This window comes from Mycobacterium sp. NGS19 (genome assembly GCF_059813155.1).
Genome location: NZ_JCALEB010000003.1, coordinates 157,778 through 180,408 on the forward strand (window position 1 = coordinate 157,778; position 22,631 = coordinate 180,408).

A 22,631-nucleotide genomic window follows, 5' to 3' on the forward strand; every position below is an offset into this window, starting at 1 on the left:
GGAAGCTACGCCATCAGCTTACGGTCACCACCGGTGAACCGCTGGCATCTGAGCCACGCTCTTCTGCGATTCGCATGGCCTCTTCGATCAGCGTCTCGACGATCTGCGATTCCGGCACGGTTTTGATCACCTCGCCCTTGACGAAGATCTGGCCCTTGCCGTTTCCCGAAGCCACGCCGAGGTCGGCTTCACGGGCCTCCCCCGGCCCGTTGACCACACAGCCCATCACCGCGACCCGCAGCGGCACGTCGAGACCCTCGAGCCCGGCGGTGACCTCGTTGGCCAGCGTGTAGACGTCGACTTGCGCGCGGCCACATGACGGGCACGAGACGATCTCCAGCGAGCGCGGCCGCAGGTTCAGTGACTCGAGGATCTGGTTGCCGACCTTGACCTCTTCGACCGGCGGCGCGGACAGCGAAACCCGGATCGTGTCGCCGATGCCGCGCGACAGCAGCGCCCCGAATGCGACCGCGGATTTGATCGTGCCCTGGAATGCCGGACCGGCTTCGGTCACCCCGAGGTGCAGCGGGTAGTCGCACTGCGACGCCAGCAGTTCGTAGGCGGCCACCATGATGACCGGGTCGTTGTGCTTGACGCTGATCTTGATGTCGCCGAACCCGTGTTCTTCGAACAGCGACGCCTCCCACAGCGCCGACTCGACCAGCGCCTCTGGAGTGGCCTTGCCGTATTTGGCCAAGAATCGCTTGTCCAGCGAGCCGGCGTTGACGCCGATGCGGATCGGGATACCGGCGTCACCGGCCGCCTTGGCGACCTCCTTGACCCTGCCGTCGAATTCCTTGATGTTGCCGGGGTTCACCCGCACCGCCGCGCAGCCGGCGTCGATCGCGGCGAAGATGTACTTCGGCTGGAAGTGGATGTCGGCGATCACCGGGATCTGGCTGTGCCGGGCGATTTCGGCCAGCGCGTCGGCGTCTTCCTGCCGCGGGCACGCCACCCGCACGATGTCGCAACCGGACGCCGTCAGCTCCGCGATCTGCTGCAGGGTGGCATTGACGTCATGGGTCTTCGTCGTGGTCATGGACTGCACGGCGATCGGGTAGTCGCTGCCGATGCCGACATTGCCCACCATCAGCTGACGGGTTTTGCGCCGGGGCGCCAGCGTGGGAGCGGGCAGGTTCGGCATGCCGAGGCCAACGCTGCCGACGGTCATCTGTATCTCCTAGAGAGCTATTGGAACAGCCGGATCGGGTTGACCACATCAGCGGTCACGGTCAGCAGCATGTAGCCGACCACCACGATCAGGACCACGTACGTCGCGGGCATCAACTTCAGGTAGTTGACCGGCGCCGCGGCGGCTTTGCCGCGCACCGAACGGATCATGTTGCGCACCTTCTCGAACACCGCGATCGCGATGTGGCCGCCGTCGAACGGCAACAGCGGGATCAGGTTCACCGCGCCCAGCACGAAGTTCAGCTGGGCCAGCAAGAACCAGAACATCACCCACAGGCCGTGGTCGACGGTGTCGCCGCCGATGATCGAGGCACCGACCACGCTGATCGGCGTGTCCATGTCGCGCTCGCCGCCGCCGATCGCGTGCAGCAGCGCACCGACCTTGGTGGGGATCGCCAGCAGCGCCTGACCGAGCCGCACCCCGAGATCGCCCGTGAACGCGAACGTCGCGGGCACCGCGGTCAGTGCGTTGTACTGCGTCGGGCCGGGTTGAGGCGCAGCCTTGATGCCGATGGCCCCGACCTGCGACGCCGTGTCGCCGACGAACCGCTGCGTGCGGGTGACGTTCACGACGGTGTCGATGCGCTGGCCGCCACGTTCGACGACCACCGGCGTCGGCCCCGTCAGCGGCTGGACCGCGGCGACGACGTCTTCGAAGCTGTGCACGTCCTTGTCGCCGATCTTGACGATCACGTCGCCGGCGCGGATGTTCGCGGCGGCGGCGGGACCGGCGCCGGCGCATTGTCCGAGCTTGCCCTTCGCGATTTCGGGCTGCACACATGTGGTTTCGCCGACGACCGCGCGGGTGTCGGGGTTCAGGTTCGGCAGTCCCCACACCACTGCGATCCCGTAGACCACCACGAGCCCGACGAGGAAGTTCATCGCGGGGCCGGCGAACAACACCGCCACCCGCTTCCATGCCTTCTGCTTGTACATCGCGTAAGGCTCTTCGTCGGGCTTGAGCTCCTCGACCGACGTCATGCCCGCGATGTCGCAGAAACCGCCGAGCGGAATGGCCTTCACGCCGTACTCCGTCGAACCCAGCTTGTTGGCTCGCCGCGTCGACCACAGCGTCGGACCGAACCCGACGAAGTACCGCCGCACCTTCATTCCCGTCGCGCGCGCGGCCCACATGTGGCCGCACTCGTGCAGCGCGACGGACACCAGGATGAAGGCTGCGAACAGCACGATGCCGATCACGAAAATCATCGGGCGGGTATGACCTCCTGCGCGAAGACGCGACGTGCCTGGGCCCGCGCCCAGTGCTGCGCGTCGAGTACGTCCTCCACGGTAGCGGGTTCGGCGGCCCACTGGTCGGCACTGGCGAGCACGTCGGCGATGGTCCGCACGATCGCCGGGAAGCGGATCCGCCCGGCCAGGAACGCGGCGGCGGCCTCTTCGTTGGCCGCGTTGTAGACCGCGGTCAGGCAGCCACCCCGCTTGCCCGCCTCGCGGGCCAGGTCGACGGCCGGAAAGACGCTGCCGTCCAGCGGCTCGAACTCCCAGCTGCTCGCGGCCGAGAAATCGCAGGCCGCCGCCGCCCCCGGCACGCGATCGGGCCAGCCCAGCGCCAGCGAGATCGGCAGCTTCATGTCGGGCGGGCTGGCCTGGGCGATCGTCGAACCGTCGGTGAACGTGACCATCGAGTGCACGATCGACTGGGGGTGCACCACGACGTCGATGTCCTCGTAGCGCACGCCGAACAGCAGGTGCGTCTCGATGAGCTCGAGTCCCTTGTTCACCAGCGACGCCGAATTCAGCGTGTTCATCGGCCCCATCGACCAGGTGGGGTGCGCCCCGGCCTGCTCGGGCGTCACGTTCTCGAGGTCGGCCGCCGACCAGCCGCGGAACGGTCCGCCCGAGGCGGTCAGCACCAGCCTCGCCACCTCGCGCGGCTGCCCCGCCCGCAGGCATTGAGCCAACGCGGAGTGCTCGGAGTCGACGGGCACGATCTGGCCCGGCCGGGCCGCCTTCAGTACCAGCGGGCCGCCGGCGACCAGCGACTCCTTGTTGGCCAGCGCCAGCCGTGCGCCGGATTCCAGCGCGGCCAGGGTGGGCTTCAAGCCGAGCGCACCCACCAAAGCGTTGAGAACCACGTCGGCCTCGGTATTGCGGACCAGTTCGGTCGCGGCGTCGGGCCCGCTGTAGGTGACGTCGCCGACGGCCTCGGCGGCGGCCGGGTCTGCGACGGCGACGTTGGTGACGCCGGTGGTGTGGCGCTGCTCGGCCAGCAGCTGGGCGTTGGCCCCGCCGGCCGCCAGACCGACCACCTGGAACCGGTCGGGATTGGCTGCGATCACCTCTAACGCCTGGGTGCCGATTGAGCCGGTGCTGCCCAAAATGAGCACTCGCGTCGGCTTGCTCACCTGCCTATTGTGCCCGAGCCGACGGCCCGGCGGGCCACACCCACGCGGCGGCTCCGGCCACAACGCGTCCCGAACTCGTAACACACATCGCCGCCCCATGAGGCTCGGGCGGCGGGCAGCATGGGTCTGGTGCCGACGCTGTTGTGGTTTCGCCGCGACCTGCGGCTCCAAGACTTGCCGTGCCTGCTCGCCGCCGCGGGCGACGGTGACGACGTGCTCGCCTGCTTCGTGCTCGACCCGCGACTGGAGGACTCGTCGGGCCCACGTCGGTTGCAGTTCCTGTGCGACTCGCTGCGCGAACTGCGCGAGGGGCTCGACGGTCGGCTCTACGTCACGCGCGGCCGTCCCGAGGAGCGAATCCCCACCGTTGTCAACGAGATTGGCGCCTCGGCGGTGCACGTCTCGGACGACTTCGCGCCGTTCGGGCGCCGGCGTGACGCACAAGTGCGCGACGCGCTCGGCAACGTCCCGTTGCAGGCGACGGGCTCGCCGTATCTGGTGTCACCGGGCCGGGTGACCAAGGACGACGGAAGTCCGTACAAGGTCTTCACCTCGTACTTCGACCGGTGGCGGGATATCGGCTGGCGTGCACCGGCCGGCTCCGGTGCGAATTCGGCGCGCTGGCTCGATCCCGCCGGGCTGACCGGTGCGGTGAAGATCCCTGATCCGGGCGTCGAGATCGACGTGGCGGCCGGCGAGAGCGCCGCCCTGCGGCAGTGGGAGCGGTTCCGCGACGGCGCACTCGACGGCTACGCCGAGAACCGCAGCCGGCCCGACCGCGACGGCACGAGCCGCATGTCGGCGCACCTGAAGTTCGGCACGATTCATCCGCGCACCATGGCCGCAGATCTGGACGCGCGCCGCAAGGGACATGCTGCGTTTTTGCGGGAGTTGGCTTTTCGTGATTTCTACGCCGCGGTGCTTTTCCACTGGCCGCACAGCGCGTGGTGGAACTGGAACCGCAACTTCGACGCGATCGAGGTCGACACCGGCCCGGACGCGCAGCGCAAGTTCGAGGCGTGGAAGGCCGGGCAGACCGGGTTCCCGATCGTCGACGCCGGCATGCGGCAACTGAGTCGAACCGGTTTCATGCCCAATCGACTCCGGATGATCACCGCGTCGTTTCTGGTCAAGGACCTCCACCTGCCATGGCAGTGGGGGGCGCGGTGGTTCCTGGAGCAACTGGTGGACGGCGACATGGCCAACAACCAGCACGGCTGGCAGTGGTCTGCCGGCTGCGGCACCGACGCGGCGCCGTACTTCCGCGTGTTCAATCCGGCCACCCAGGCCGAAAAGTTCGACCCCGCGGGTGCTTACATCGCCCGGTGGGTGCCCGAGCTGGGCAGCGCCGACTACCCCGACCCGATCGTCGACCACGCCCGCGAACGCAAGGAGGCGCTGCGTCGCTACGGGCAGATCACTTGAGCACGAGCCCGGCGTCCACCGGCAACGTGACGCCGGTGACGCATCGTCCCGAGCGACCGCACAGGTACACCACCGCCTCGGTGATCTCGGCCGGATCCATGAACGCAACCGGCAGCAACGGACGTTGTGCCGCACCGAATTCGCGATGTTCGTCGGCGTGCCCGCGCATATTCTCGTTGTTCACCATCGGCGTGTTGACCCCGCCGGGGTGCACAGTGTTGACGCGAATGTTCTTCTCTGCCAACGAGGTTGCGTAATAGCGCATCAGGCCGACGACGCCGTGCTTGGCCGCGTTGTAGCCGGCCGCCCCATGATTCATCGATGCGAACGAGTAGTTGACCGACTTCAGCCCCGCCGCTGAACTCGTGATCACGATTGCCCCGCCGTCGTCGTGCGCCAGCATCGCAGGCAGCGCGGCTTCGATCGTGAAGTAGACGCCGTTGAGCATCACGTTCACGGCGTCCAGATACGCCGAGATGTCACGCGACTGCTCACCGCCCAGCGGCGCGATCCCCGCGTTGGCGATCACGAAGTCCAACCGTCCCAGCTCGGCGACGGCCCGGGAGACCGCGGACGTCAAGGCGTCGAAATCGCGTACGTCGGCGCGCTCAGCCACGATGCGACGACCAGTCTTCTCGACCAGGTTGACGGTTTCGTCGAGGTCCTCGGGCCGGGCCATCGGATAGAAGACGCTGTCGATCTGCTCGCACAGGTCGACGGCGATGACGTCGGCACCCTCCTCGGCGAACCGGACGGCATGCGAACGGCCCTGCCCGCGCGCGGCTCCCGTGATGAACGCGACTTTGCCGTCGAACAGCCCCGCCATGGTCGTCTCCTTCCCGGTGAGCAGACATTACGCCCGCGTGGCGCTGTGCCAGAATGTCGGCCATGGCCAGCACCGAGGTTGAACGACGCACCAAAGTCGACGTCGCGGAAGTGCCCTCCGCCGAATGGGGTTGGAGCGGCGACGCCCCCAGGCTGTGGCACTGGGTCGGCATCTTCATTGCGGGCTTTTTGCTGCTGATGATGCGCGGCAACCACGTCGGCTGGGTGGAGAACTGGTATCTGATCGTGTTCGCTGCCCTGATCCTGGTGGTGGTCGGGCGCGATTGGTATCTGCGCCGGCGCGGCTTGACGCGTTAGGTCCGCGTCAGGTCTCGGCCGCCAGCTGGCCGCACGCCGCCGCGATGTCGCGGCCGCGGGTGTCCCTGACGGTGCACGACACTCCCTGGGCGCGGACACGCCGGACGAATTCCCGCTCGACGGGCTTGGGGCTGGCGTCCCAGCGGCTGCCCGGAGTCGGGTTCAGCGGAATCAGGTTTACATGCACCAACGCGCCGAGCGCCGCGTGCAGCCGCTTGCCCAGCAGGTCTGCGCGCCACGGCTGGTCGTTGACGTCGCGGATCAGCGCATACTCCACCGAGACGCGCCGGCCCGTCGTATCGGCGTAGTACCGGGCCGCGTCCAGCGCCTCGTCGATCTTCCAGCGGGTGTTCACCGGAACCAGGGTGTCGCGCAGCTCGTCGTCGGGTGCGTGCAGTGACAGCGCGAGCGTCACGCCCAGCTGTTCGTCGGCAAGTCTGCGGATCGCGGGCACCAGTCCGACGGTGGACACCGTGACCGACCGTTGCGAGATGCCGAACCCGTCCGGCGGCGGATCGACGATGCGCCGCACCGCGGCCAGCACGCGGTTGTAGTTGGCCAGCGGCTCGCCCATGCCCATGAACACGATGTTGGACAGCCGGTCACCCTGCTCGCGCAGGTGCGCCGCGGCGGCCCGCACTTGTTCGACGATTTCGGCGGTCGACAGGTTGCGCGTCAACCCGCCCTGCCCGGTGGCGCAGAAGGGGCACGCCATGCCGCAACCCGCCTGCGACGAGATGCACACGGTGTTGCGCTGCGGGTAGCGCATCAGCACTGATTCGAAGGTTGTGCCATCCGGCGTGCGCCACACCGTCTTTCGTGTCTGACCGTCGTCGCATTCGACCTCGCGCACCGCGGCGAGCAGCGGCGGGAACATCGCATCGGCTACGGTGTCGCGCATCGCGGCGGGCAGATCGGTCATCTGGTGCGGGTCGGCGATCAGCCGGCCGTAGTACTGGCGCGCCAGTTGCTTGGCGCGAAACGCCGGCAGCCCGAGGTCGGTGACGGCCTCCACCAGGCCGGCGTCGTCGAGGTCGGCCAAGTGCCGCGGTGGTGAGGATTTGGGCATGACAATTGTCAGTATCTCATCGCACGATGGCCGAAATTCGGTGGACGAGCCGGGTTGCCAACGCCAGCATGGCGAACGTGCTTGCCATGCCGCTGCGTTCGGCCGCCGCGCTGACGTTCGTCTATGCCCTGGGCTATCCCATTGGGGCGCTTGCCGTTTGCGCTGTGTCACCAATGGTGGTGTTGGTGTTCCGGTTCGGGTTGGCCGCGGCGATTCTGGGCGCGTGGGCACTGGTGGCGCGTGTGACATGGCCCACGGGCGTGGCGCTGGTTCACGTCGTGGTCAGCGGCTTGCTGGGCCAAGGATTCCTGTTCGTCGGCCTGTACCTCGCGCTGCAGCACGGAGCACCCGCTGTGCTGGGAGCCGTCGTGGTGTCGATGAACCCCGTTGTCACGGCGCTGCTGGCGGCGATGTTTCTCGGCGAGGCGCTGACGGTGACGCGGATGGTGGCGCTGCTGCTCGGCGTCGCGGCGGTGCTGGCCGCTTGCGCGGGCCGGCTGGAGGCCACCGGTGTGGATGCGGCGGTCGGCCTGCTGCTGGCCGCCTTGGTGGGCATCGCTGCCGGCGGTGTGTACCAGCAGCGGTTCTGCGCCGGCGTTGATTTCCGGGCGACGGCGACGCTGCAGAACGCGGCGTGCGTGGGCCCGGTGCTGGTGCTCGCGTCGGTGTCGCCGCTTGTGGTCCACGACCTTTGGCACGCGACGTTTGCGGTGGCCGCGGTGGTGCTGCTCAACGCGACGCTGTGCATGACGATGTACGTGCGCGCCATCACGTTCTACGGTGCGGCGACGGTGTCGATGCTGTTCTGTGTGATCCCGGCCGTCGCGGGCCTGCTGTCGTGGCTGATGCTGGGTCAGCGACCGGACGTCGGCGTGGGTGTAGGCCTAGTGCTCGGAGCGGTGGCGTGCTGGCTGAACGCCCGCGGATCACGCCAGCAGCGTCAGCACGATCCAGCCGGCGACGGCCGAGGGCAACATCGCGTCGATGCGGTCCATCAAACCGCCGTGACCAGGTAGCAGCGCGCCCATGTCCTTGATCCCGAGGTCACGTTTGACCTGGGACTCGACCAGGTCGCCGAGCACGCCGGTGATCACCAGCAGCAGGCCCAGCGGCAACCCGACCCACCACGGCCGGTCGAGCAGGAACGTCACCGACAGCACCGAGGCGGTGACACCGAACAGCAGTGAGCCGCCGAGTCCCTCCCAGGACTTCTTCGGGCTGATCGCGGGCACCATCAGGTGCCTGCCGAACAGGACGCCGGCGACGTAGCCGCCGATGTCGGCGAACACGACGGTCGCGATCACCGTGAACACCCGTTCGCCGCCGTGATCCTGCGGGATCAGCAGCGCGCTGCAGCTGGCGAACACCGGCACCCACGTCGCGAGCAATACCGTCGCCGAGATGTCACGCAGATAATTCACCGGCTGCTGGGACAGGCCCTGGCCGACCAGCCGCCACACCATGCAGACGACCACGGTGGCGCCGTAGCCGACGAGCAGGCCCTCGGGACCGAGGGGCCACGTGAGCCACAGGATGGCCTGGCCGCCGAGTAGCAGCGGCACCATCGGGATGACGTAGCCGGCCTCGCGCAGCCGGCGGATCACCTCGTGCGTGGCGATCGGGATCGCGACCGCCAGCATCACCAGCCAGCCCGTCGGCGCGAACAGCAGCACCCCGATGGCCAGAGCGCCGAGGGTGGCGCCGACCGCGATCGCCGCCGGGAGGTTGCGCCCGGTGCGCGATTTCTTTTGCTTCGTCTGCGCGTCGGCGCCTGTCGACGGATCGGTTTCTGCCACGGATCTCGGTCGCTGCTGGTCGGTCAGACCTCGAGCAGCTCGCCCTCTTTGTGTTTCACGAGATCATCGATCTGCGCGACGTACTGATGGGTGGTCTTCTCGAGTTCCTTCTCGGCGTGCTTGACCTCGTCTTCACCGGCCTCGCCGTCTTTGCGGATGCGGTGCAGTTCCTCCATCGCCTTGCGACGGATGTTGCGGACGGAGACCCGGGCGTCCTCGCCCTTCGCCTTGGCTTGCTTGACGAGCTCGCGGCGGCGCTCCTCGGTGAGTTGCGGAATCGCCACGCGAATCACGTTGCCGTCGTTGCTGGGGTTGACGCCGAGGTCGGAGTCGCGGATCGCCTTCTCGATCGCACCGAGTTGTGACTGCTCGTAGGGCTTGATGACGACGAGCCGCGCCTCGGGGACGTTGATGCTTGCCAGCTGGGTGATCGGCGTCATCGCGCCGTAGTAGTCGATCGCGATGCGGGCGAACATGCCGGGGTTGGCGCGGCCGGTGCGAATCGACGCCAAGTCGTCGCGCGCCACGGCGACGGCCTTCTCCATCTTCTCTTCGGCATCGAAGAGGGTTTCGTCGATCACGGTGCCATCCTTCGTCTCGCTCCTCGGGTCCGCGGCCTCACGTGGTGACCAGTGTTCCGATCTTCTCACCTGCGACCGCGCGGGCGATATTTCCGTCGATGAGCAGGTTGAACACCAGGATCGGCATCCCGTTGTCCATACAGAGGCTGAACGCGGTGGCGTCGGCCACGCGCAACCCGCGGTCGATGACTTCGCGGTGGGTGATGGTGGTGAGCAATTCGGCCTCTGGATTGTCGCGCGGGTCGTCGGTGAAAACGCCGTCGACGGCCTTGGCCATCAACACCACGTCCGCGCCGATCTCCAGCGCCCGTTGCGCGGCGGTGGTGTCGGTGGAGAAGTACGGCAGGCCCATGCCGGCGCCGAAAATCACGACGCGGCCCTTCTCGAGGTGACGACGGGCGCGCAGCGGAATGTACGGCTCGGCCACCTGACCCATGGTGATCGCCGTCTGCACCCGCGTGGCGATGCCCTCCTTCTCCAAAAAGTCTTGCAGCGCAAGGCTGTTCATCACCGTACCGAGCATGCCCATATAGTCGCTGCGGGTGCGTTCCATGCCGCGTTGCTGAAGCTGGGCGCCGCGGAAGAAATTGCCGCCGCCGATCACGACGGCCACCTGCACGCCACTGCGAACAACCTCGGCGATCTGGCGGGCCACAAGGTGCACCACGTCGGGGTCCAGGCCCACCTGGCCGCCGCCGAACATTTCGCCACCCAGCTTGAGGAGCACCCGGCGATACGGCCCGCGCTGCGGGGATGAGGTGCCGTCGAACTCCGTCATCACCCCTCCTTCACGCACCCCGCATGAGAGCGCCACCGGAAGCTCCCGCCGGGCTGGGTCGTTCCGATGGCACCCTTATCCTGCCTCATCGGCGCGGGCCGGTGGGCCCGGGTGCGCCGATTCCCGACTTCCGGACTCACGGATTCTCGATCCGGCGACGACCGCGCAAGATGCCCCGATTAGGGCATGCTAACTTCCACTACGGCGCGTAGTTCACAGCTGGCTGTCAGATGGTGCTCAGGAATCGAGCGTCGGATCGGTGTGGAGGAGGTCGAAGGCCCGGCATGAAGGTACTGAACTGTCGCACCAAGGCGCTTGTCGCGCTGAGCAGCGTGTTGACCGCTGGGTCTTTACTGCTGGGCGGCCCGGGAGCAGGAACCGCGATCGCTCATCCAGGCCACGACCACGGTTCTGATTCAGGCGACAGCAGCGGACCGTCCGGGTCCAAGAAGGGCAACGACGCCACCACCCCCTGCGTGGGAAGCGCCGGGGCGTGCACGGTCCGCCCCACGTCGAAGGTGGGATCTCAGCCGCTGCAGCAATCCCCTAGCCAGTAGCCAAACCAATTCTTGACGCCACCGACCAGGAGAGAGCCATGATCCGTGCGTTCGTCGTCGCGGCAGCCCTCGGGGCCGCCGGTATCGTTCTGGCCGCGCCGGCCGGGGCGCACCCATCGTGCGACGAGGGTGGTCACGAACCCTGCTACCAGACCGAGGGCCCGTTCTGGCTCGACACTCCCGCGAACTACGCGAAGTTCGTGCCGAAGACGCTCAACAACTACGCCAACTTGCCGGGCGACACTATTCACGGCTACCAGGAAGCGATCGCTGAGACGATCCGCCAGTACACCGGGCTAGGCAGCTCAGATTCGGATTCTGACGCCGGGCACGACGAGTCCGAAGGCCACGACTCCGACGCTCAGGCAGGGTCGTCTCGTTCAGCGACGCGGTAGACGCATTATGTCGGCGGGCAATCCTGTATGCGCCGCCACGGCCGCGCCTCTTCGAGCTCGTAAGCCAACTCCAGCAGCCGGCGTTCGCGACCGCGAGCCGCGCTGAACATCATCCCGACGGGGAGCCCGCCGGAGGATTCCGCGAGCGGCAGTGAGATCGCCGGGTCGCCGGTGGCATTCTGCAGCGGGGTGAACGCAACCCAGTCGACCAGCCGGGTGATGATCTGCTCGTAGTCGGCGCGGGGGTCAAAATGCCCGACGGGTGGCGGTGGATCGGCGACAGTGGGCGTCAGCACCGCATCGAAGGTGCGAAACAGCCTGGCGGTTCGTCGTCGCATCGCCGACAACCGGGCAATGGCCAGCGGCAGTTTGTGCAGGTTTCGAGCGGCGTGGCGCTCGAAACCAAGCGTCAGGTTGTCCAGCTTGGTGCGATCGAAGCTCGACCCGAACATCCTACGCCCGTTGCGCACCAGTGCGAAACTCAAAAAGCCGTAGTACAGGAGGAAATCGTCAGCGAAAAACGGTGGCACCGGCGGACTTTCGAGGTGATGGATGCGATGCCCCAACTCCTCCAGCAGGTTTGCGGTCTTCAACGTCAGCTCCCGCACCTCCGGCGAGGACTCCCGGAACAGCGAGCGCGTGACCACCGCAATGGTCAGCCGCTCGTCGCCGGATCGGGTGAGGTCGCCTACCGGCGGCAGTTTCCGGTTACGCCAGATCCGTTCTGCTTCACGGTAGAACGCCGCGGTGTCGCGCACCGAGCGGGTCAGCACCCCGTTGTGCACCACGCGCAGCGGCATCTGGCGGGTGGGCCTGTCCAGCGGTAGCCGTCCACGAGTGGGCTTGAGACCCACCAAACCGTTGCACGAGGCTGGAATTCGGATCGAGCCGCCGCCATCGTTGGCGTGCGCGATAGGCACCACACCCGCGGCGACGAACGCACCCGACCCTGAGGACGACGCACCCGCGGTGTGCTCGGTGTTCCACGGGTTGCGGACCGGCCCGATCCGCGGATGCTCTGCGGCGGCGCTGAATCCGAACTCCGAGAGCTGTGTCTTGCCCAGCGGGATCAGACCCGTCGCCAAGAACATCCGCGCGAAATCGCCGTGCGATGGTGCGGGCGTGGGTTCCCATGCATCCGTGCCCTGCATGGTCGGCCATCCGGCAACGTCGACGTTGTCCTTCACGAACGTGGGGACGCCCGCGAAAAAGCCCGACAGCGACGCAGCCGCCGCCTGCCGGCGTGCTTGCGAAAACGCTTCGTGCGCAAGGCCGTTCAGCGCCGGGTTGACGGCCTCGGCGCGGGCGATGGCCGCGTCCACCAACTCCACGGCGGACACGTCACCGGCCCGCAGCCGGGAGACGAGCCCGAGGGCGTCGTCGTCGCCTAACGCGTCGTCGCGGAAGGCATGGACACGCACCCGCCTAAGCCTGTCCCACCTCGAATCGGGCGAATCGCGTCACAGTGATGCCGGCCTCGTCGAGCAGTGCCTTGACCGTCTTCTTGTTGTCGGACACCGACGGTTGGTCAAGCAGCACAACGTCTTTGAAGAACCCGTTGAGCCGGCCCTCAACGATCTTCGGCAGCGCCTGCTCCGGCTTGCCCTCGTTGCGGGCGGTCTCCTCGGCGATCCGGCGCTCGTCGGCTACCACGTCCTCGGGCACGTCGTCACGCGTCAGGTACTTGGCCTTCAGAGCGGCGATCTGCAGCGCCACCGCATGCGCTGCGTTCGAATCGCTGCCCTCGTATTCGACGAGCACGCCCACAGCCGGTGGCAGGTCCGCCGACCGCCGGTGCAGGTAGGTCTCGACCTTGCCGTCGAACGCAGCGACCCGGCGCAATTCGAGCTTCTCGCCGATCTTCGCCGACAGGTCCGCGATCGCCTGCTCGACGGTCTTGTCGCCCACCGACGCGGCCTTCAATGCGTCAACGTCGGCAGCACCGGAAGACACCGCCGCAGAGACGATGTCGTTCGCCAGCTTCTGAAACTCGTCATTCTTGGCGACGAAGTCGGTCTCGCAGTTGAGTTCGATCATCGCGCCTTCTTTGGCGGCGACGAGCCCTTCGGCAGTGGACCGCTCGGCACGTTTACCGACGTCCTTGGCGCCCTTGATGCGCAGCAGTTCCACGGCCTTGTCGAAATCGCCGTCGCTTTCGGTCAGCGCGTTCTTGCAGTCGAGCATGCCGGCGCCGGTCAGCTCCCGTAGTCGCTTGACGTCGGCAGCGGAGAAGTTCGCCATGTGAGCCTTCCCTAGGAGGTTTCAGTCTTGGTTTCGGTGGCAGTCGGCCCCGGGTTGGTCGGAGCGTCTTGCGGTGCGTTTTCGGCTGCGGCGGCAGTGGCGCTGGCGAGCAGTTCCTGCTCCCATTCGGCCAGGGGCTCAGCTTGGACCTCCGCCTTGTCGCCGTTACCCAAGCCGGCGCGCGCCTGCAAGCCCTCGGCGACCGCGGCGGCGATCACCTTGGTCAGCAGCGCCGCAGAGCGGATCGCATCGTCGTTGCCCGGGATCGGATAGTCCACGAGGTCCGGATCGCAGTTCGTGTCCAGGATCGCGATCACCGGGATGCCCAGCTTCCGGGCCTCGCCGACGGCGATGTGCTCCTTGTTGGTGTCGACGACCCAGATCGCCGACGGCACCTTGTTCATGTCGCGGATACCGCCGAGGCTGCGCTCGAGCTTGTTCTTCTCGCGGGTCAGCATCAGGATTTCCTTTTTGGTGCGACCCTCGAAGCCGCCCGTCTGCTCCATCGCCTCGAGCTCCTTGAGCCGCTGCAGCCGCTTGTGCACGGTCGAGAAGTTGGTGAGCATGCCGCCCAGCCAGCGCTGGTTCACGTACGGCATGCCGACGCGCGTGGCCTCGGCCGCGATCGATTCCTGCGCCTGCTTCTTGGTGCCGACGAACAGGATCGTGCCGCCGTGCGCGACCGTCTCCTTGACGAATTCGTACGCCTTGTCGATGTAGGTCAGCGTCTGCTGCAGGTCGATGATGTAGATGCCGTTGCGGTCGGTGAAGATGAACCGCTTCATCTTGGGATTCCAGCGACGGGTCTGGTGCCCGAAGTGGGTGCCGCTGTCGAGCAGCTGCTTCATGGTCACTACGGCCATGCTCATGCCTCACATGTGTCGGTTGTCGCCCGGCGCCGGGTGACGACGGGCCCTGGCGTCTGCGGGATGCCGCACCCGTCCGGGGACGGGACCGCACGGCATTCGGTTGGCTGCAGACGCGCGAAGTCAGCCCGCTTGCACAGGCTGCGGGTAGGAGTTTACACGCCGCCAGCAGGCGGTTTGTCCACAGCCGAGCCGGGCCTGTACTGGCGCGGGCGCAGCGGCTGGGCTGCACTGAACTGATGAAGCGGTTCGCGGTGCTGGTGGCCGCACTCGTCGTCGCAGCGCCCGCATCCGCTGACGGCTACCGGTTCGACTGGCCGCTGCGCCCACAACCGGCCGTGGTGCGCACGTTCGACGCGCCGACGCCGAACTGGAACCGCGGTCATCGCGGCGTCGATCTGGCCGGCACTGCCGGCCAACCTGTGTTCGCCGCCGGCGCTGGCACGGTGGTGTTCGCCGGCCAGCTCGCGGGCCGGCCGGTGGTGTCGATCGCCCATCCCAGCGGTTTGCGGACGTCCTACGAACCGGTGCAGCCGTCGGTGCGTCCCGGGCAGCAGGTCGCGACGGGCACGGTGATCGGTGAGCTACTAGCCGGGCATCCCGACTGCGCGGCAGCGGCCTGCCTGCATTGGGGCGCGATGTGGGGTCCGGCGTCCGCGGCCGACTACGTCGACCCGCTGGGCCTGCTGGCGGCGACCCCGATCCGGCTCAAGCCCGTCGCCGCCGGGTGATGCCGGCGCGCTTTCCGAAGCTTTGCGCCGTTTTGCACGCCGGAATCGCACGGCTAGGCGCGGGGGTGCGCCTGGTCGTGCACGGCTCGCAGCCGCGCGACCGAGACATGGGTGTACAACTGCGTCGTGGCCAGCGTCGAATGGCCCAGCAGTTCCTGGACGACCCGCAGGTCGGCCCCGCCTTCCAGCAAATGCGTCGCAGCGCTGTGGCGTAAGCCGTGCGGACCCATGTCGGGGGCATCGGCGACGGTGCCGACGGTCTGGTGGACGACGGTGCGGGCCTGGCGGGGATCCAGACGTCGGCCGCGTGCCCCCAGCAGTAGGGCACGACCCGACGCGGCAGTGGCCAGCGCAGGCCGGCCCTCGGCCAGCCATCGGGTCAGCGCGGCATGTGCCGGTGCGCCGAACGGCACGGTGCGCTGCTTGTCGCCCTTGCCCAGGACGCGCAGCAGCCGGCGGTCGGTGTCGACGTCATCGATGTCCAGCCCGCACAGCTCGCTGACGCGGATCCCGGTCGCGTACAGCAGCTCGACGATGAGCAGGTCGCGCAACGCCATCGGGTGTCCTTCGGCCGCACCGATTTTCGCAGCCGTAATCGCCTCCAGCGCCTGGTCCTGACGCAATACCGCCGGCAGCGTGCGGCGCGCCTTGGGCACCTGCAGCCGCGCCGCCGGATCGGTGTCCAGCAAGCCACGCCGCACCGCCCACGCAGTAAAGGTCTTCGTCGCGGAGGTGCGGCGGGCGAGCGTCGTGCGGGCGGCACCGCCCGAGGCTTGAGCGGCCAGCCAGGCCCGCAACAGCGGCAGCGTGAGATCGCTGAGCGCAGGCTCGCTACGACGCGCGGCGACGAAGTCCAGCAACGAGCCGACGTCGCCGAGATAGGCGCGGCGCGTGTGCTCGGAGCGTCCCCGCTCCAGCGTCAGGAACTCGGCGAAGTCGTCGAGAATTGCGGCGAAGGCGGCCGGTCGGGACACGAAGACCACGGTCGCAGATGCCGGCCGTGGAATCCGTCAACCGCGCCGCGTGTCTAGCTCTCCCCCGCTTCGGCGGCGGCCAGCTCCTTTTTCCACTGCCGGAACGTCTCCTCGGTGCGGCCGCGACGCCAATAGCCCGAGATCGATGCCCATTTGGCCTCGACGCCCCGTTCCTTGCGGATGTAGGGCCGCAGATTGTGCATCACGGCCTGCGCTTCGCCATGGATGAACACCTGGACCTGGCCCGGCAGCCAACGGGCCTCCTTCACCGCGGAGATCAACGGCGCATTGTCGCCTGCCCGGTCTTCGGGCACCAGGTCGGCGCGACCGCCGCGGTAGATCCAGTATGTCTGGATGTCGGCGCCCGAACGCAGTTCGATCTCGTCGTCGGGGCCGGCTACCTCGATGAACACCCGTGCGACGGCGTCGGCGGGAAGCGCTTCGAGTGAGGCGGCGATCGCGGGCAGCGCCGATTCGTCACCGGCCAGCAGATGCCAGTCGGCGCTCGGATCGGGTGCATACGCCCCGCCGGGACCCATCAGATACGCCGGCTGCCCGGGCTGCGCCGCCAGTGCCCAGGGTCCGGCGACCCCATGCTCGCCATGGACCACGAAATCAATGGCGATTTCGCGCTTCTCGGGATCGGCCCACCGCACAGTGAGCGTGCGGACGACCGGACGGCGGTCTTGCGGCAAGACCTGGAAGCTGTCGAGCGTGAGCGGCGCGGGCAGCGCGGCGACGTCGACGTCCTCGCGAACGAACAGCAGCTTGCAGTAGGCGTCCGTGAACTCGTTGGGGGTGAAGGTGTCAAAGCCCTTGCCGCCCAGGACAACTCGCACCATGTGCGGCGACAGCTGCTCGGTCCGCACGACCTCGAAGCTGTGCACCGGCCGTCCTGCCACATCGCCTCCCCGCTGGTTATCGGCTCGTCTCGACCATACCGACACAGCCAGCGGCTACAGCAACGCGGTGATCGCGGAGACGATCGCGAGGCACAGCACGACGATGCCGACGAGCGCGACGAAAGCACCGGCGGCCCTCAGCCTGTCGCGGCGGCCGGCGTCGGCGTCGGTGACAACTCTGACCGAGCGCGGCATCAGTCCGAACATCTCCCGGTAGGGCACTCGGGCGAAGCCTTGGCGCACCCGCTCGCTTTCCGTGCGCCCCTCGGCGTCGACGCCGACACCGTTGGCGAACAGCACAACTCCCGCCACGAACACGAGCGCGCCCACAATCGCGAGCACCACCGCCACAATCGCCATGGGACTTCCATACCCACTGCGCGCAGAACTAAGTCCTGGATCTGGGCAATCGCCAGCGGCCCTGGTCTTGAACCGCCAGCCCGGCCAGTTCCAGTAGCGCGAGTTGTCCCTGCAGCTGGGCGATCGGAAGGCCCGACTCGATCGACAACTCGTCGGCCGAGCGGACGCCGCGGGCGGGCAGCGCTTCGTACACGCGCTTTCCGATCTCGCTGAGATCGTCCAACGGCGACGACGGGCGGTCCGGCTCTTCGGCGAACTCGCCTACGCGGCCGATGAGTTCGACGATCTCGTCGGCGCGGGTCACCAACTCCGCACCGCCGCGGATCAGCACATGGCACCCGGCCGACGCCGCGGACGTCACGGGGCCCGGCACCGCGCACACCACCCGACCCAGCGCCCGCGCCCACGCCGCGGTGTTGGCCGCTCCGCTGCGCAGACCTGCCTCTACGACCACGGTGGCGCCTGACAGCGCGGCCACCAGGCGGTTGCGGACCAGGAAGCGGTATCGGGCCGGCCGCACGCCGGGCGGATATTCACTGATCAACAATCCCGTGCGTTGGATCCGATGCAAAAGCGCCGAATGGCCAGCGGGATACGGCACGTCCGCCCCGCCTGCGAGCACCGCGACAGTGCACCCGTCTTCCGACAGCACCGACCGATGGGCGGCGCCGTCGATTCCGAACGCCCCGCCGGACACCACAGCGACACCGCGTTCGCAGAGCCCGGCCGCCAGATCACTCGCGACGTGCTCGCCGTACACCGTGGCCGCGCGCGTGCCGACAATCGCCGCCGCACGCATCGCCACCTCGTCGACCGCCGCACACCCGAGCGCCCACAGCGCCAACGGCGCGATGCCGTCGGGATGCCGACGCCGGTCCACACCGTTGAACGACGTGAACGCCAGCACCGGCCACTCGTCGTCGTCAGGCGTGATCAGCCGCCCGCCCAAGCGGGCCACGCGGTCCAGATCATCGGCGGCGCAATCGAATTCGCGGCGCGCTTCGGTGTTTCGAGCGAGTCGCTCGGAAACCGCCCCACGCCGCACCCGCTCGGCTGCCTCTACTGCACCGACCTCAGCCGTAAGCGCGGAAAGCTCCGCGCACGGCGGCTCGACCACCCGCGACAGGTACGCCCAGGCCCGCTGTTCTTTGGTCATCGGTCCACGCCGATCTGACGGAATCCCATCGCGACGGATACGTCCTCGAGACTGGGTCGCTCACGGCCGCCGAGATCGGCAAGCGTCCACGCGACCCGCATGGTCCGGTCCACTCCCCGTACGCTCATCAGGCCTTTGTCGAGGGCTTTGCGCAGGGGCTCCATGGTGCTGGGGTTCAGCCGAAAGCGTTGCCGCAGAAGCGGACCCGGTACTTCGGCGTTGGTTCGCACGCCGTATGGCCGCCACCGCTGCTCGGCGGCCGCGCGCGCCTGCGCCACCCGCTCCCGCACCACACTGGTGGGCTCACCCACGTCGGCACTGAGCACACCGGTGCGGGCCCGATGCATGGTGATGCGCAGATCGACGCGGTCGAGCAACGGACCGGAAAGCCGGCCCAGATAGCGCCGCTTGACCGCCGCCGCGCAGATGCAATCTCGCGGATCCGCCGGAGCGCACGGACACGGGTTGGCGGCCAGCACCAGCTGGAAACGGGCCGGGTACACAGCCACCCCGTCCCGGCGGGCCAGCCGAACTTCGCCTTCCTCCAGCGGAGTCCGCAGCGCCTCGAGTGCGTGTGTCGCGATTTCTGCGCATTCGTCCAGGAACAGGACGCCGCGGTGAGCGCGGCTGACCGCGCCCGGCCGCGCCATGCCGCTGCCACCGCCGATCAGTGCCGCGACGCTGGAGGTGGGATGCGGCGCGACGAGCGGCGGCCGCGATATCAGCGGCGTGGTGGGCGACAGCAGACCGGCGACGGAGTGGATGGCCGTGACCTCCAGCGACTCCTCTTCCGTCAGCGGGGGCAGCAGCCCCGGAAGCCGTTGTGCCAGCATCGTTTTGCCGATGCCTGGGGGGCCCACCAGCATGAGGTGGTGAGCGCCCGCGGCGGCCACCTCGACTGCATAGCGGGCTTGCGGCTGGCCGACGACGTCGGCGAGGTCGGGACCGTCGTCGGGTTCGGCGGCTGGGCTTTTCCCGGCGCGCTCGAGAGCATCTGCGCCGTTGAGCCAGGACCGGACCTGCCCCAGCGTGCGCGCGCCGTGCACCTCGATACCGTCGACCAAAGCCGCTTCCGCGAGATTCTCGACCGGAACCACCACGGCCGGCCAGCCGTCGCGTTTGGCGGCGATCACCGCAGGCAGCACTCCGCGGACCGGCCGGACCCGGCCGTCGAGAGCGAGCTCCCCGAGCAGCACTGTCTTCTCCAACCGCGCGTTGGCCACCCTGCGGTCGGCCGACAACACCGCGGCGGCGAGCGCCACGTCGTACACCGAGCCCACTTTCGGCAACGTCGCCGGCGACAACGCCAGTGTGAGCCGCGACATCGGCCAGCTGTTGCCGCAGTTGATGATTGCGGCGCGCACCCGATCCCGGGACTCCGACAGCGCCGCGTCAGGCAATCCCACCAGGTGCACGCCCGGCAGACCCGACGTGATGTCTGCCTCGATCTCGACGATTTCTCCCGCCACGCCGCGCACCGCGACGGAGAACGCCCGGCCCAGTGCCATCAGCCGACACCTTCTAAGTGGCTGAGCTCGGGAGTGCGCCGACGGCCGATCCGCACGCCGATCACGTCGATGCGCACCGCCGCCCAGCGGGCGTCTTGTTGAGCCAGCCACAACGCGGCCAGCCGGCGCAGACGCCGCACCTTGGTGGGGGTGACGGCCTGCGCCAAGCCGCCGAACTGATCGGAGGTGCGGGTCTTCACCTCGACGAAAACCACAGTGCGAGAAGCGAGATCGGCGGCTATCACGTCGAGCTCGCCGTACCGGCAACGCCAGTTGCGGTCCAGCACAACAAGCCCGAGGAGCTGTAGATGGTCGACGGCCAATTGCTCGCCGAGTGCGCCGAGTTCGGCGCGGGTCAACGTTGTCATGCACCCAGCTTCGGGTGGGCCTCTGACAAGGCTCTGACAAGAAGTGGCGGAGCGCGCGGAAAGCTCAGAGACCGGCCCGAGTTATCCCCAACTCACGTTTCGTCCACAGCGAGGCGGCACTGGTCGCAGAACTATGACGGGTTGGCGAAGGCCTGCAGGAGGGCTGCGATTTGTGCACCTGACACATTCTGGTTGCACGACAACCGAAGATCGGTCAACGGCTGAGCGATGGCCCGCAGGTCGTTGTACTGCTGCGGGTGGGACGCGAAGTATGCCCGGAGATTGGACTGTGCCTGCTCAGGTGTCTCCGAGCCCGCGCCGGTGATCGCGTCGTTGGCGTCGGGATGGGCGTCGAGATATTGGCCGGCTTGCGCAGTCACGCCGCTGATGGTGTGAGCCAACCCCGCAGCGGTGCACGACGCAGGCTGTGCCGCCGCGCTCGGCACGGTCACGACGGCCGCCGCGCCGAGTGCCGTCGCGGCGAAGAGCCCGACCAATTCACGTCGCACAGTTTCGCGTGTGGATTTCATCGCTTTATGTCCTTCTGTTCTGCAATTGGGCGCAATCTGTTCTGAAGCCAACGTACCGCGGCTGGCAAGACCGAAAAATGCGCCGAATCTAGGACTCTGCGCTGAGCACCCGACGGGGATTGGCGACGAGCATCTGCTGCAGTTGTTCATCGGTGACGCCGCGCGCTCGCAACGCCGGAACGACATCGCGGGTGATGTGCAGGTAATGCCAGTTTGGCAATGACGCCGGCGGGCGGCCGCCGGCGAAGAAGTCGATATAGCAGGACGCGTCGTGACTCAGCACGAGCTGGTTCGCGCGGCCCATCGCACACAATCGCGCCACGGTTGCCACGCGCTCGTCGAACCCGAGGATCGTGTCGATGCCGAAGCGGTCCATGCCCAGGTAAGCGCCCGAATCCGCGACCTGCAGCAGGTAATCGATGTCCGTGGTGTCACCGCTGTGCCCGATCACCACTCGCGTCAGGTCGACACCCTCTTCGGCGAACACCTTGAGCTGATCAAGGCCCCGCCGGGTCGTGGCGTGGGTGTGGGTGGAAATCGGCGCGCCGGTAGCCACGTGCGCACGCGCCACCGCGCGAAGGATCTTTTCGCCGCCCGCAGTGACGCCCGCCTCGTCGGTGGCGCATTTGAGGATGCCCGCACGCACCCCGGTTTCGCCGATGCCGTGCTCGATTTCGTTTACGAGGTAGTCGACCAACACCCCGGATTTTCGGAATTTGAAATACGCCGGGATGTCGTAGAAGTCGTAAATCCCTGTCGCCACGACGATATTCAGCGGACTGGTGATCGGCACACGCTTGAGCCTGCCGATCGACCGGCCGATTCCGATCACCGTGAGGTCGACGATCGTGCGGATCCCCGCCGCGTAAAGCTCGTCGAGCCGACGGGCCGCGTCGTCGAGCGCGCTGCCTTCGTCCCAGTCGGTCGGGACGTTCTCGACGATGTCCGGATCGAGGACGAAGACGTGCTCGTGCATCAGTGTGGGGCCGAGCTGCTCGGCGCCGACTGCGCCGCGCAGGGTCTGCACCTGACTCACGCCCGCAGACTAGACGCGACGATCGGTCAGCGGCGCGATTTTCCTGCCAATTCCGCCGCGAGCCGCCTTGCCAGCGTGATCGGTTGGGTGGACCTCTGCATCTTCGATCCGATCAGAGCGCCGTCGTACAGCAATTGGATCCGGCGCGCCGTCGCACGGGGCTGCGCGGCGCCAGCGCTTTTCAGAAGCGCGGCAACGGTGTCGAGGAACCACTCGCGATGGGCGCGAACCGGTTCGAGTTCGGTTCGGGGGTACTCGGTGGCCGCGTTCGCATACAGACATCCGCTGAAGTTGCGTTGAGTGGCCGCAGTCGCCGCCAAGTCGAAGAACACCAAGACCTTGTCGACGGGATCACGGTGCGTGGCGGCCGCCGCGGCCCAGCGGTTGCGATCAGCCTGATCCAAATCGCTGAGGTAGGCCCGCACCAATGCGTCCTTGGAGCCGTAGCTGGTGTAGAGGCTGGCTTTGTGCACCCTGGACTCACGCAGGATCTGGTCGATGCCGACCGCTCTGATCCCTTGTGCCGCAAACAATTTCGCGGCGGTATTCAACAACCGCTCGGCGGGCTTGGGCGTCACCTTGCGTTCACGAGACGATGCGGCCAGCTCTTGCGTGGTCGAGTGCATAAGCAAAGCGTAGCCCCACCACTCGACTAGAC

At 67.7% G+C, this 22,631-nt stretch carries 26 protein-coding genes; 6 read left to right on the forward strand and 20 right to left on the reverse strand.

All coding sequences use genetic code 11. The features are described 5' to 3' along the window. Positions 1–13 precede the first annotated feature (13 nt). Genes ispG through dxr form a run of 3 tightly spaced genes read right to left on the reverse strand, consistent with a single transcriptional unit; the run spans position 14 to position 3,557 of the window. Positions 14–1,171: a flavodoxin-dependent (E)-4-hydroxy-3-methylbut-2-enyl-diphosphate synthase gene (gene ispG, locus AC5Y4N_RS10510; protein ID WP_499910248.1), complete on the reverse strand. Its 1,158-nt coding sequence runs from the start codon at positions 1,169–1,171 to the stop codon at positions 14–16. A gap of 17 nt (positions 1,172–1,188) precedes the next feature. Next, positions 1,189–2,400 (reverse strand): M50 family metallopeptidase, encoded by a 1,212-nt coding sequence (locus AC5Y4N_RS10515; protein ID WP_499910246.1) that lies wholly within the window; start codon positions 2,398–2,400, stop codon positions 1,189–1,191. Further along, positions 2,397–3,557: a 1-deoxy-D-xylulose-5-phosphate reductoisomerase gene (gene dxr, locus AC5Y4N_RS10520; RefSeq protein ID WP_499910244.1), complete on the reverse strand. Its 1,161-nt coding sequence runs from the start codon at positions 3,555–3,557 to the stop codon at positions 2,397–2,399. Before dxr ends, AC5Y4N_RS10515 begins: the two co-directional genes overlap by 4 nt. A 129-nt stretch (positions 3,558–3,686) precedes the next feature. Here dxr and AC5Y4N_RS10525 point away from each other — a divergent pair, with 129 nt between their 5' ends. Then, positions 3,687–4,982, forward strand: a complete 1,296-nt coding sequence (locus tag AC5Y4N_RS10525; RefSeq protein ID WP_499910242.1) for a cryptochrome/photolyase family protein — start codon at positions 3,687–3,689, stop codon at positions 4,980–4,982. On the opposite strand, the gene AC5Y4N_RS10530 is transcribed toward AC5Y4N_RS10525, so the two are convergent. Then, positions 4,975–5,808, reverse strand: coding sequence for a mycofactocin-coupled SDR family oxidoreductase (locus AC5Y4N_RS10530; RefSeq protein ID WP_499910240.1), 834 nt, complete (start codon positions 5,806–5,808; stop codon positions 4,975–4,977). The two genes, AC5Y4N_RS10525 and AC5Y4N_RS10530, sit on opposite strands and share 8 nt — an antisense overlap. Before the next feature lie 62 nt (positions 5,809–5,870). Between AC5Y4N_RS10530 and AC5Y4N_RS10535 the strand changes: the two genes are divergently transcribed. Next, positions 5,871–6,125, forward strand: coding sequence for a DUF2631 domain-containing protein (locus AC5Y4N_RS10535; protein WP_499910237.1), 255 nt, complete (start codon positions 5,871–5,873; stop codon positions 6,123–6,125). A 7-nt stretch (positions 6,126–6,132) separates the two neighbouring features. On the opposite strand, the gene rlmN is transcribed toward AC5Y4N_RS10535, so the two are convergent. After that, positions 6,133–7,194, reverse strand: coding sequence for a dual-specificity RNA methyltransferase RlmN (gene rlmN, locus AC5Y4N_RS10540; RefSeq protein ID WP_499910235.1), 1,062 nt, complete (start codon positions 7,192–7,194; stop codon positions 6,133–6,135). A gap of 86 nt (positions 7,195–7,280) precedes the next feature. On the opposite strand from rlmN, the gene AC5Y4N_RS10545 reads away from it, so the two are divergent. Further along, positions 7,281–8,210, forward strand: coding sequence for a DMT family transporter (locus tag AC5Y4N_RS10545; protein WP_499910620.1), 930 nt, complete (start codon positions 7,281–7,283; stop codon positions 8,208–8,210). Here the strand turns inward: AC5Y4N_RS10545 and AC5Y4N_RS10550 are convergent. From AC5Y4N_RS10550 to pyrH, 3 genes are read right to left on the reverse strand one after another with little or no spacing between them, the layout of a single operon-like run. Further along, positions 8,121–8,990 (reverse strand): phosphatidate cytidylyltransferase, encoded by an 870-nt coding sequence (locus tag AC5Y4N_RS10550; RefSeq protein WP_499910233.1) that lies wholly within the window; start codon positions 8,988–8,990, stop codon positions 8,121–8,123. The two genes, AC5Y4N_RS10545 and AC5Y4N_RS10550, sit on opposite strands and share 90 nt — an antisense overlap. A 23-nt stretch (positions 8,991–9,013) precedes the next feature. Next, on the reverse strand, positions 9,014–9,571 hold the full coding sequence (gene frr / locus AC5Y4N_RS10555; protein ID WP_499910230.1) for a ribosome recycling factor: 558 nt from the start codon (positions 9,569–9,571) through the stop codon (positions 9,014–9,016). A 37-nt stretch (positions 9,572–9,608) separates the two neighbouring features. Beyond that, positions 9,609–10,349 carry a UMP kinase gene (gene pyrH, locus AC5Y4N_RS10560; protein ID WP_499910228.1) on the reverse strand — a complete coding sequence of 247 codons (741 nt, stop codon included), beginning with the start codon at positions 10,347–10,349 and terminating at the stop codon, positions 9,609–9,611. Positions 10,350–10,633: 284 nt separating this feature from the next. Between pyrH and AC5Y4N_RS10565 the strand changes: the two genes are divergently transcribed. Then, positions 10,634–10,906: a hypothetical protein gene (locus tag AC5Y4N_RS10565; protein ID WP_499910226.1), complete on the forward strand. Its 273-nt coding sequence runs from the start codon at positions 10,634–10,636 to the stop codon at positions 10,904–10,906. Between the two features lie 38 nt (positions 10,907–10,944). Then, complete coding sequence (locus tag AC5Y4N_RS10570; RefSeq protein ID WP_499910224.1) at positions 10,945–11,301, forward strand: hypothetical protein; 357 nt, start codon at positions 10,945–10,947, stop codon at positions 11,299–11,301. A gap of 5 nt (positions 11,302–11,306) precedes the next feature. Here the strand turns inward: AC5Y4N_RS10570 and AC5Y4N_RS10575 are convergent, their stop codons facing one another. The 3 genes from AC5Y4N_RS10575 to rpsB are packed head-to-tail and all read right to left on the reverse strand — an operon-like array spanning position 11,307 to position 14,405. After that, complete coding sequence (locus AC5Y4N_RS10575; RefSeq protein WP_499910222.1) at positions 11,307–12,722, reverse strand: amidase; 1,416 nt, start codon at positions 12,720–12,722, stop codon at positions 11,307–11,309. A 4-nt stretch (positions 12,723–12,726) separates the two neighbouring features. After that, positions 12,727–13,542 carry a translation elongation factor Ts gene (tsf, locus tag AC5Y4N_RS10580; RefSeq protein WP_499910220.1) on the reverse strand — a complete coding sequence of 272 codons (816 nt, stop codon included), beginning with the start codon at positions 13,540–13,542 and terminating at the stop codon, positions 12,727–12,729. An 11-nt stretch (positions 13,543–13,553) separates the two neighbouring features. After that, complete coding sequence (gene rpsB / locus AC5Y4N_RS10585) at positions 13,554–14,405, reverse strand: 30S ribosomal protein S2 (RefSeq protein WP_499910618.1); 852 nt, start codon at positions 14,403–14,405, stop codon at positions 13,554–13,556. 242 nt (positions 14,406–14,647) lie between these two features. On the opposite strand from rpsB, the gene AC5Y4N_RS10590 reads away from it, so the two are divergent. Next, on the forward strand, positions 14,648–15,139 hold the full coding sequence (locus AC5Y4N_RS10590) for a M23 family metallopeptidase (protein WP_499910218.1): 492 nt from the start codon (positions 14,648–14,650) through the stop codon (positions 15,137–15,139). A gap of 53 nt (positions 15,140–15,192) precedes the next feature. On the opposite strand, the gene AC5Y4N_RS10595 is transcribed toward AC5Y4N_RS10590, so the two are convergent. The 9 genes from AC5Y4N_RS10595 to AC5Y4N_RS10635 all read right to left on the reverse strand — a co-directional run bounded on the left by AC5Y4N_RS10595 (position 15,193) and on the right by AC5Y4N_RS10635 (position 22,599). Beyond that, positions 15,193–16,113 (reverse strand): tyrosine recombinase XerC, encoded by a 921-nt coding sequence (locus AC5Y4N_RS10595; RefSeq protein ID WP_499910216.1) that lies wholly within the window; start codon positions 16,111–16,113, stop codon positions 15,193–15,195. Between the two features lie 53 nt (positions 16,114–16,166). Next, positions 16,167–17,015 (reverse strand): siderophore-interacting protein, encoded by an 849-nt coding sequence (locus AC5Y4N_RS10600; protein ID WP_499910214.1) that lies wholly within the window; start codon positions 17,013–17,015, stop codon positions 16,167–16,169. Positions 17,016–17,069: 54 nt separating this feature from the next. Beyond that, entirely contained in the window at positions 17,070–17,375 is a 306-nt protein-coding gene (locus tag AC5Y4N_RS10605; RefSeq protein ID WP_499910210.1) for a hypothetical protein, read from the reverse strand. 28 nt (positions 17,376–17,403) lie between these two features. Next, entirely contained in the window at positions 17,404–18,531 is a 1,128-nt protein-coding gene (gene dprA, locus AC5Y4N_RS10610; protein WP_499910208.1) for a DNA-processing protein DprA, read from the reverse strand. Then, positions 18,528–20,039: a YifB family Mg chelatase-like AAA ATPase gene (locus AC5Y4N_RS10615; RefSeq protein ID WP_499910206.1), complete on the reverse strand. Its 1,512-nt coding sequence runs from the start codon at positions 20,037–20,039 to the stop codon at positions 18,528–18,530. The genes dprA and AC5Y4N_RS10615 overlap by 4 nt, the downstream gene beginning before the upstream one ends. Beyond that, a complete protein-coding gene (locus AC5Y4N_RS10620; protein ID WP_499910204.1) occupies positions 20,039–20,407 on the reverse strand; it encodes a YraN family protein in 369 nt (122 codons plus the stop codon). Before AC5Y4N_RS10620 ends, AC5Y4N_RS10615 begins: the two co-directional genes overlap by 1 nt. Positions 20,408–20,538: 131 nt before the next feature. Further along, positions 20,539–20,937, reverse strand: a complete 399-nt coding sequence (locus AC5Y4N_RS10625; RefSeq protein WP_499910201.1) for a heme-binding protein — start codon at positions 20,935–20,937, stop codon at positions 20,539–20,541. Between the two features lie 88 nt (positions 20,938–21,025). Beyond that, complete coding sequence (locus tag AC5Y4N_RS10630) at positions 21,026–21,973, reverse strand: phosphotriesterase family protein (protein ID WP_499910199.1); 948 nt, start codon at positions 21,971–21,973, stop codon at positions 21,026–21,028. 26 nt (positions 21,974–21,999) lie between these two features. Continuing rightward, complete coding sequence (locus AC5Y4N_RS10635; RefSeq protein ID WP_499910197.1) at positions 22,000–22,599, reverse strand: TetR/AcrR family transcriptional regulator; 600 nt, start codon at positions 22,597–22,599, stop codon at positions 22,000–22,002. Positions 22,600–22,631 lie beyond the last annotated feature (32 nt).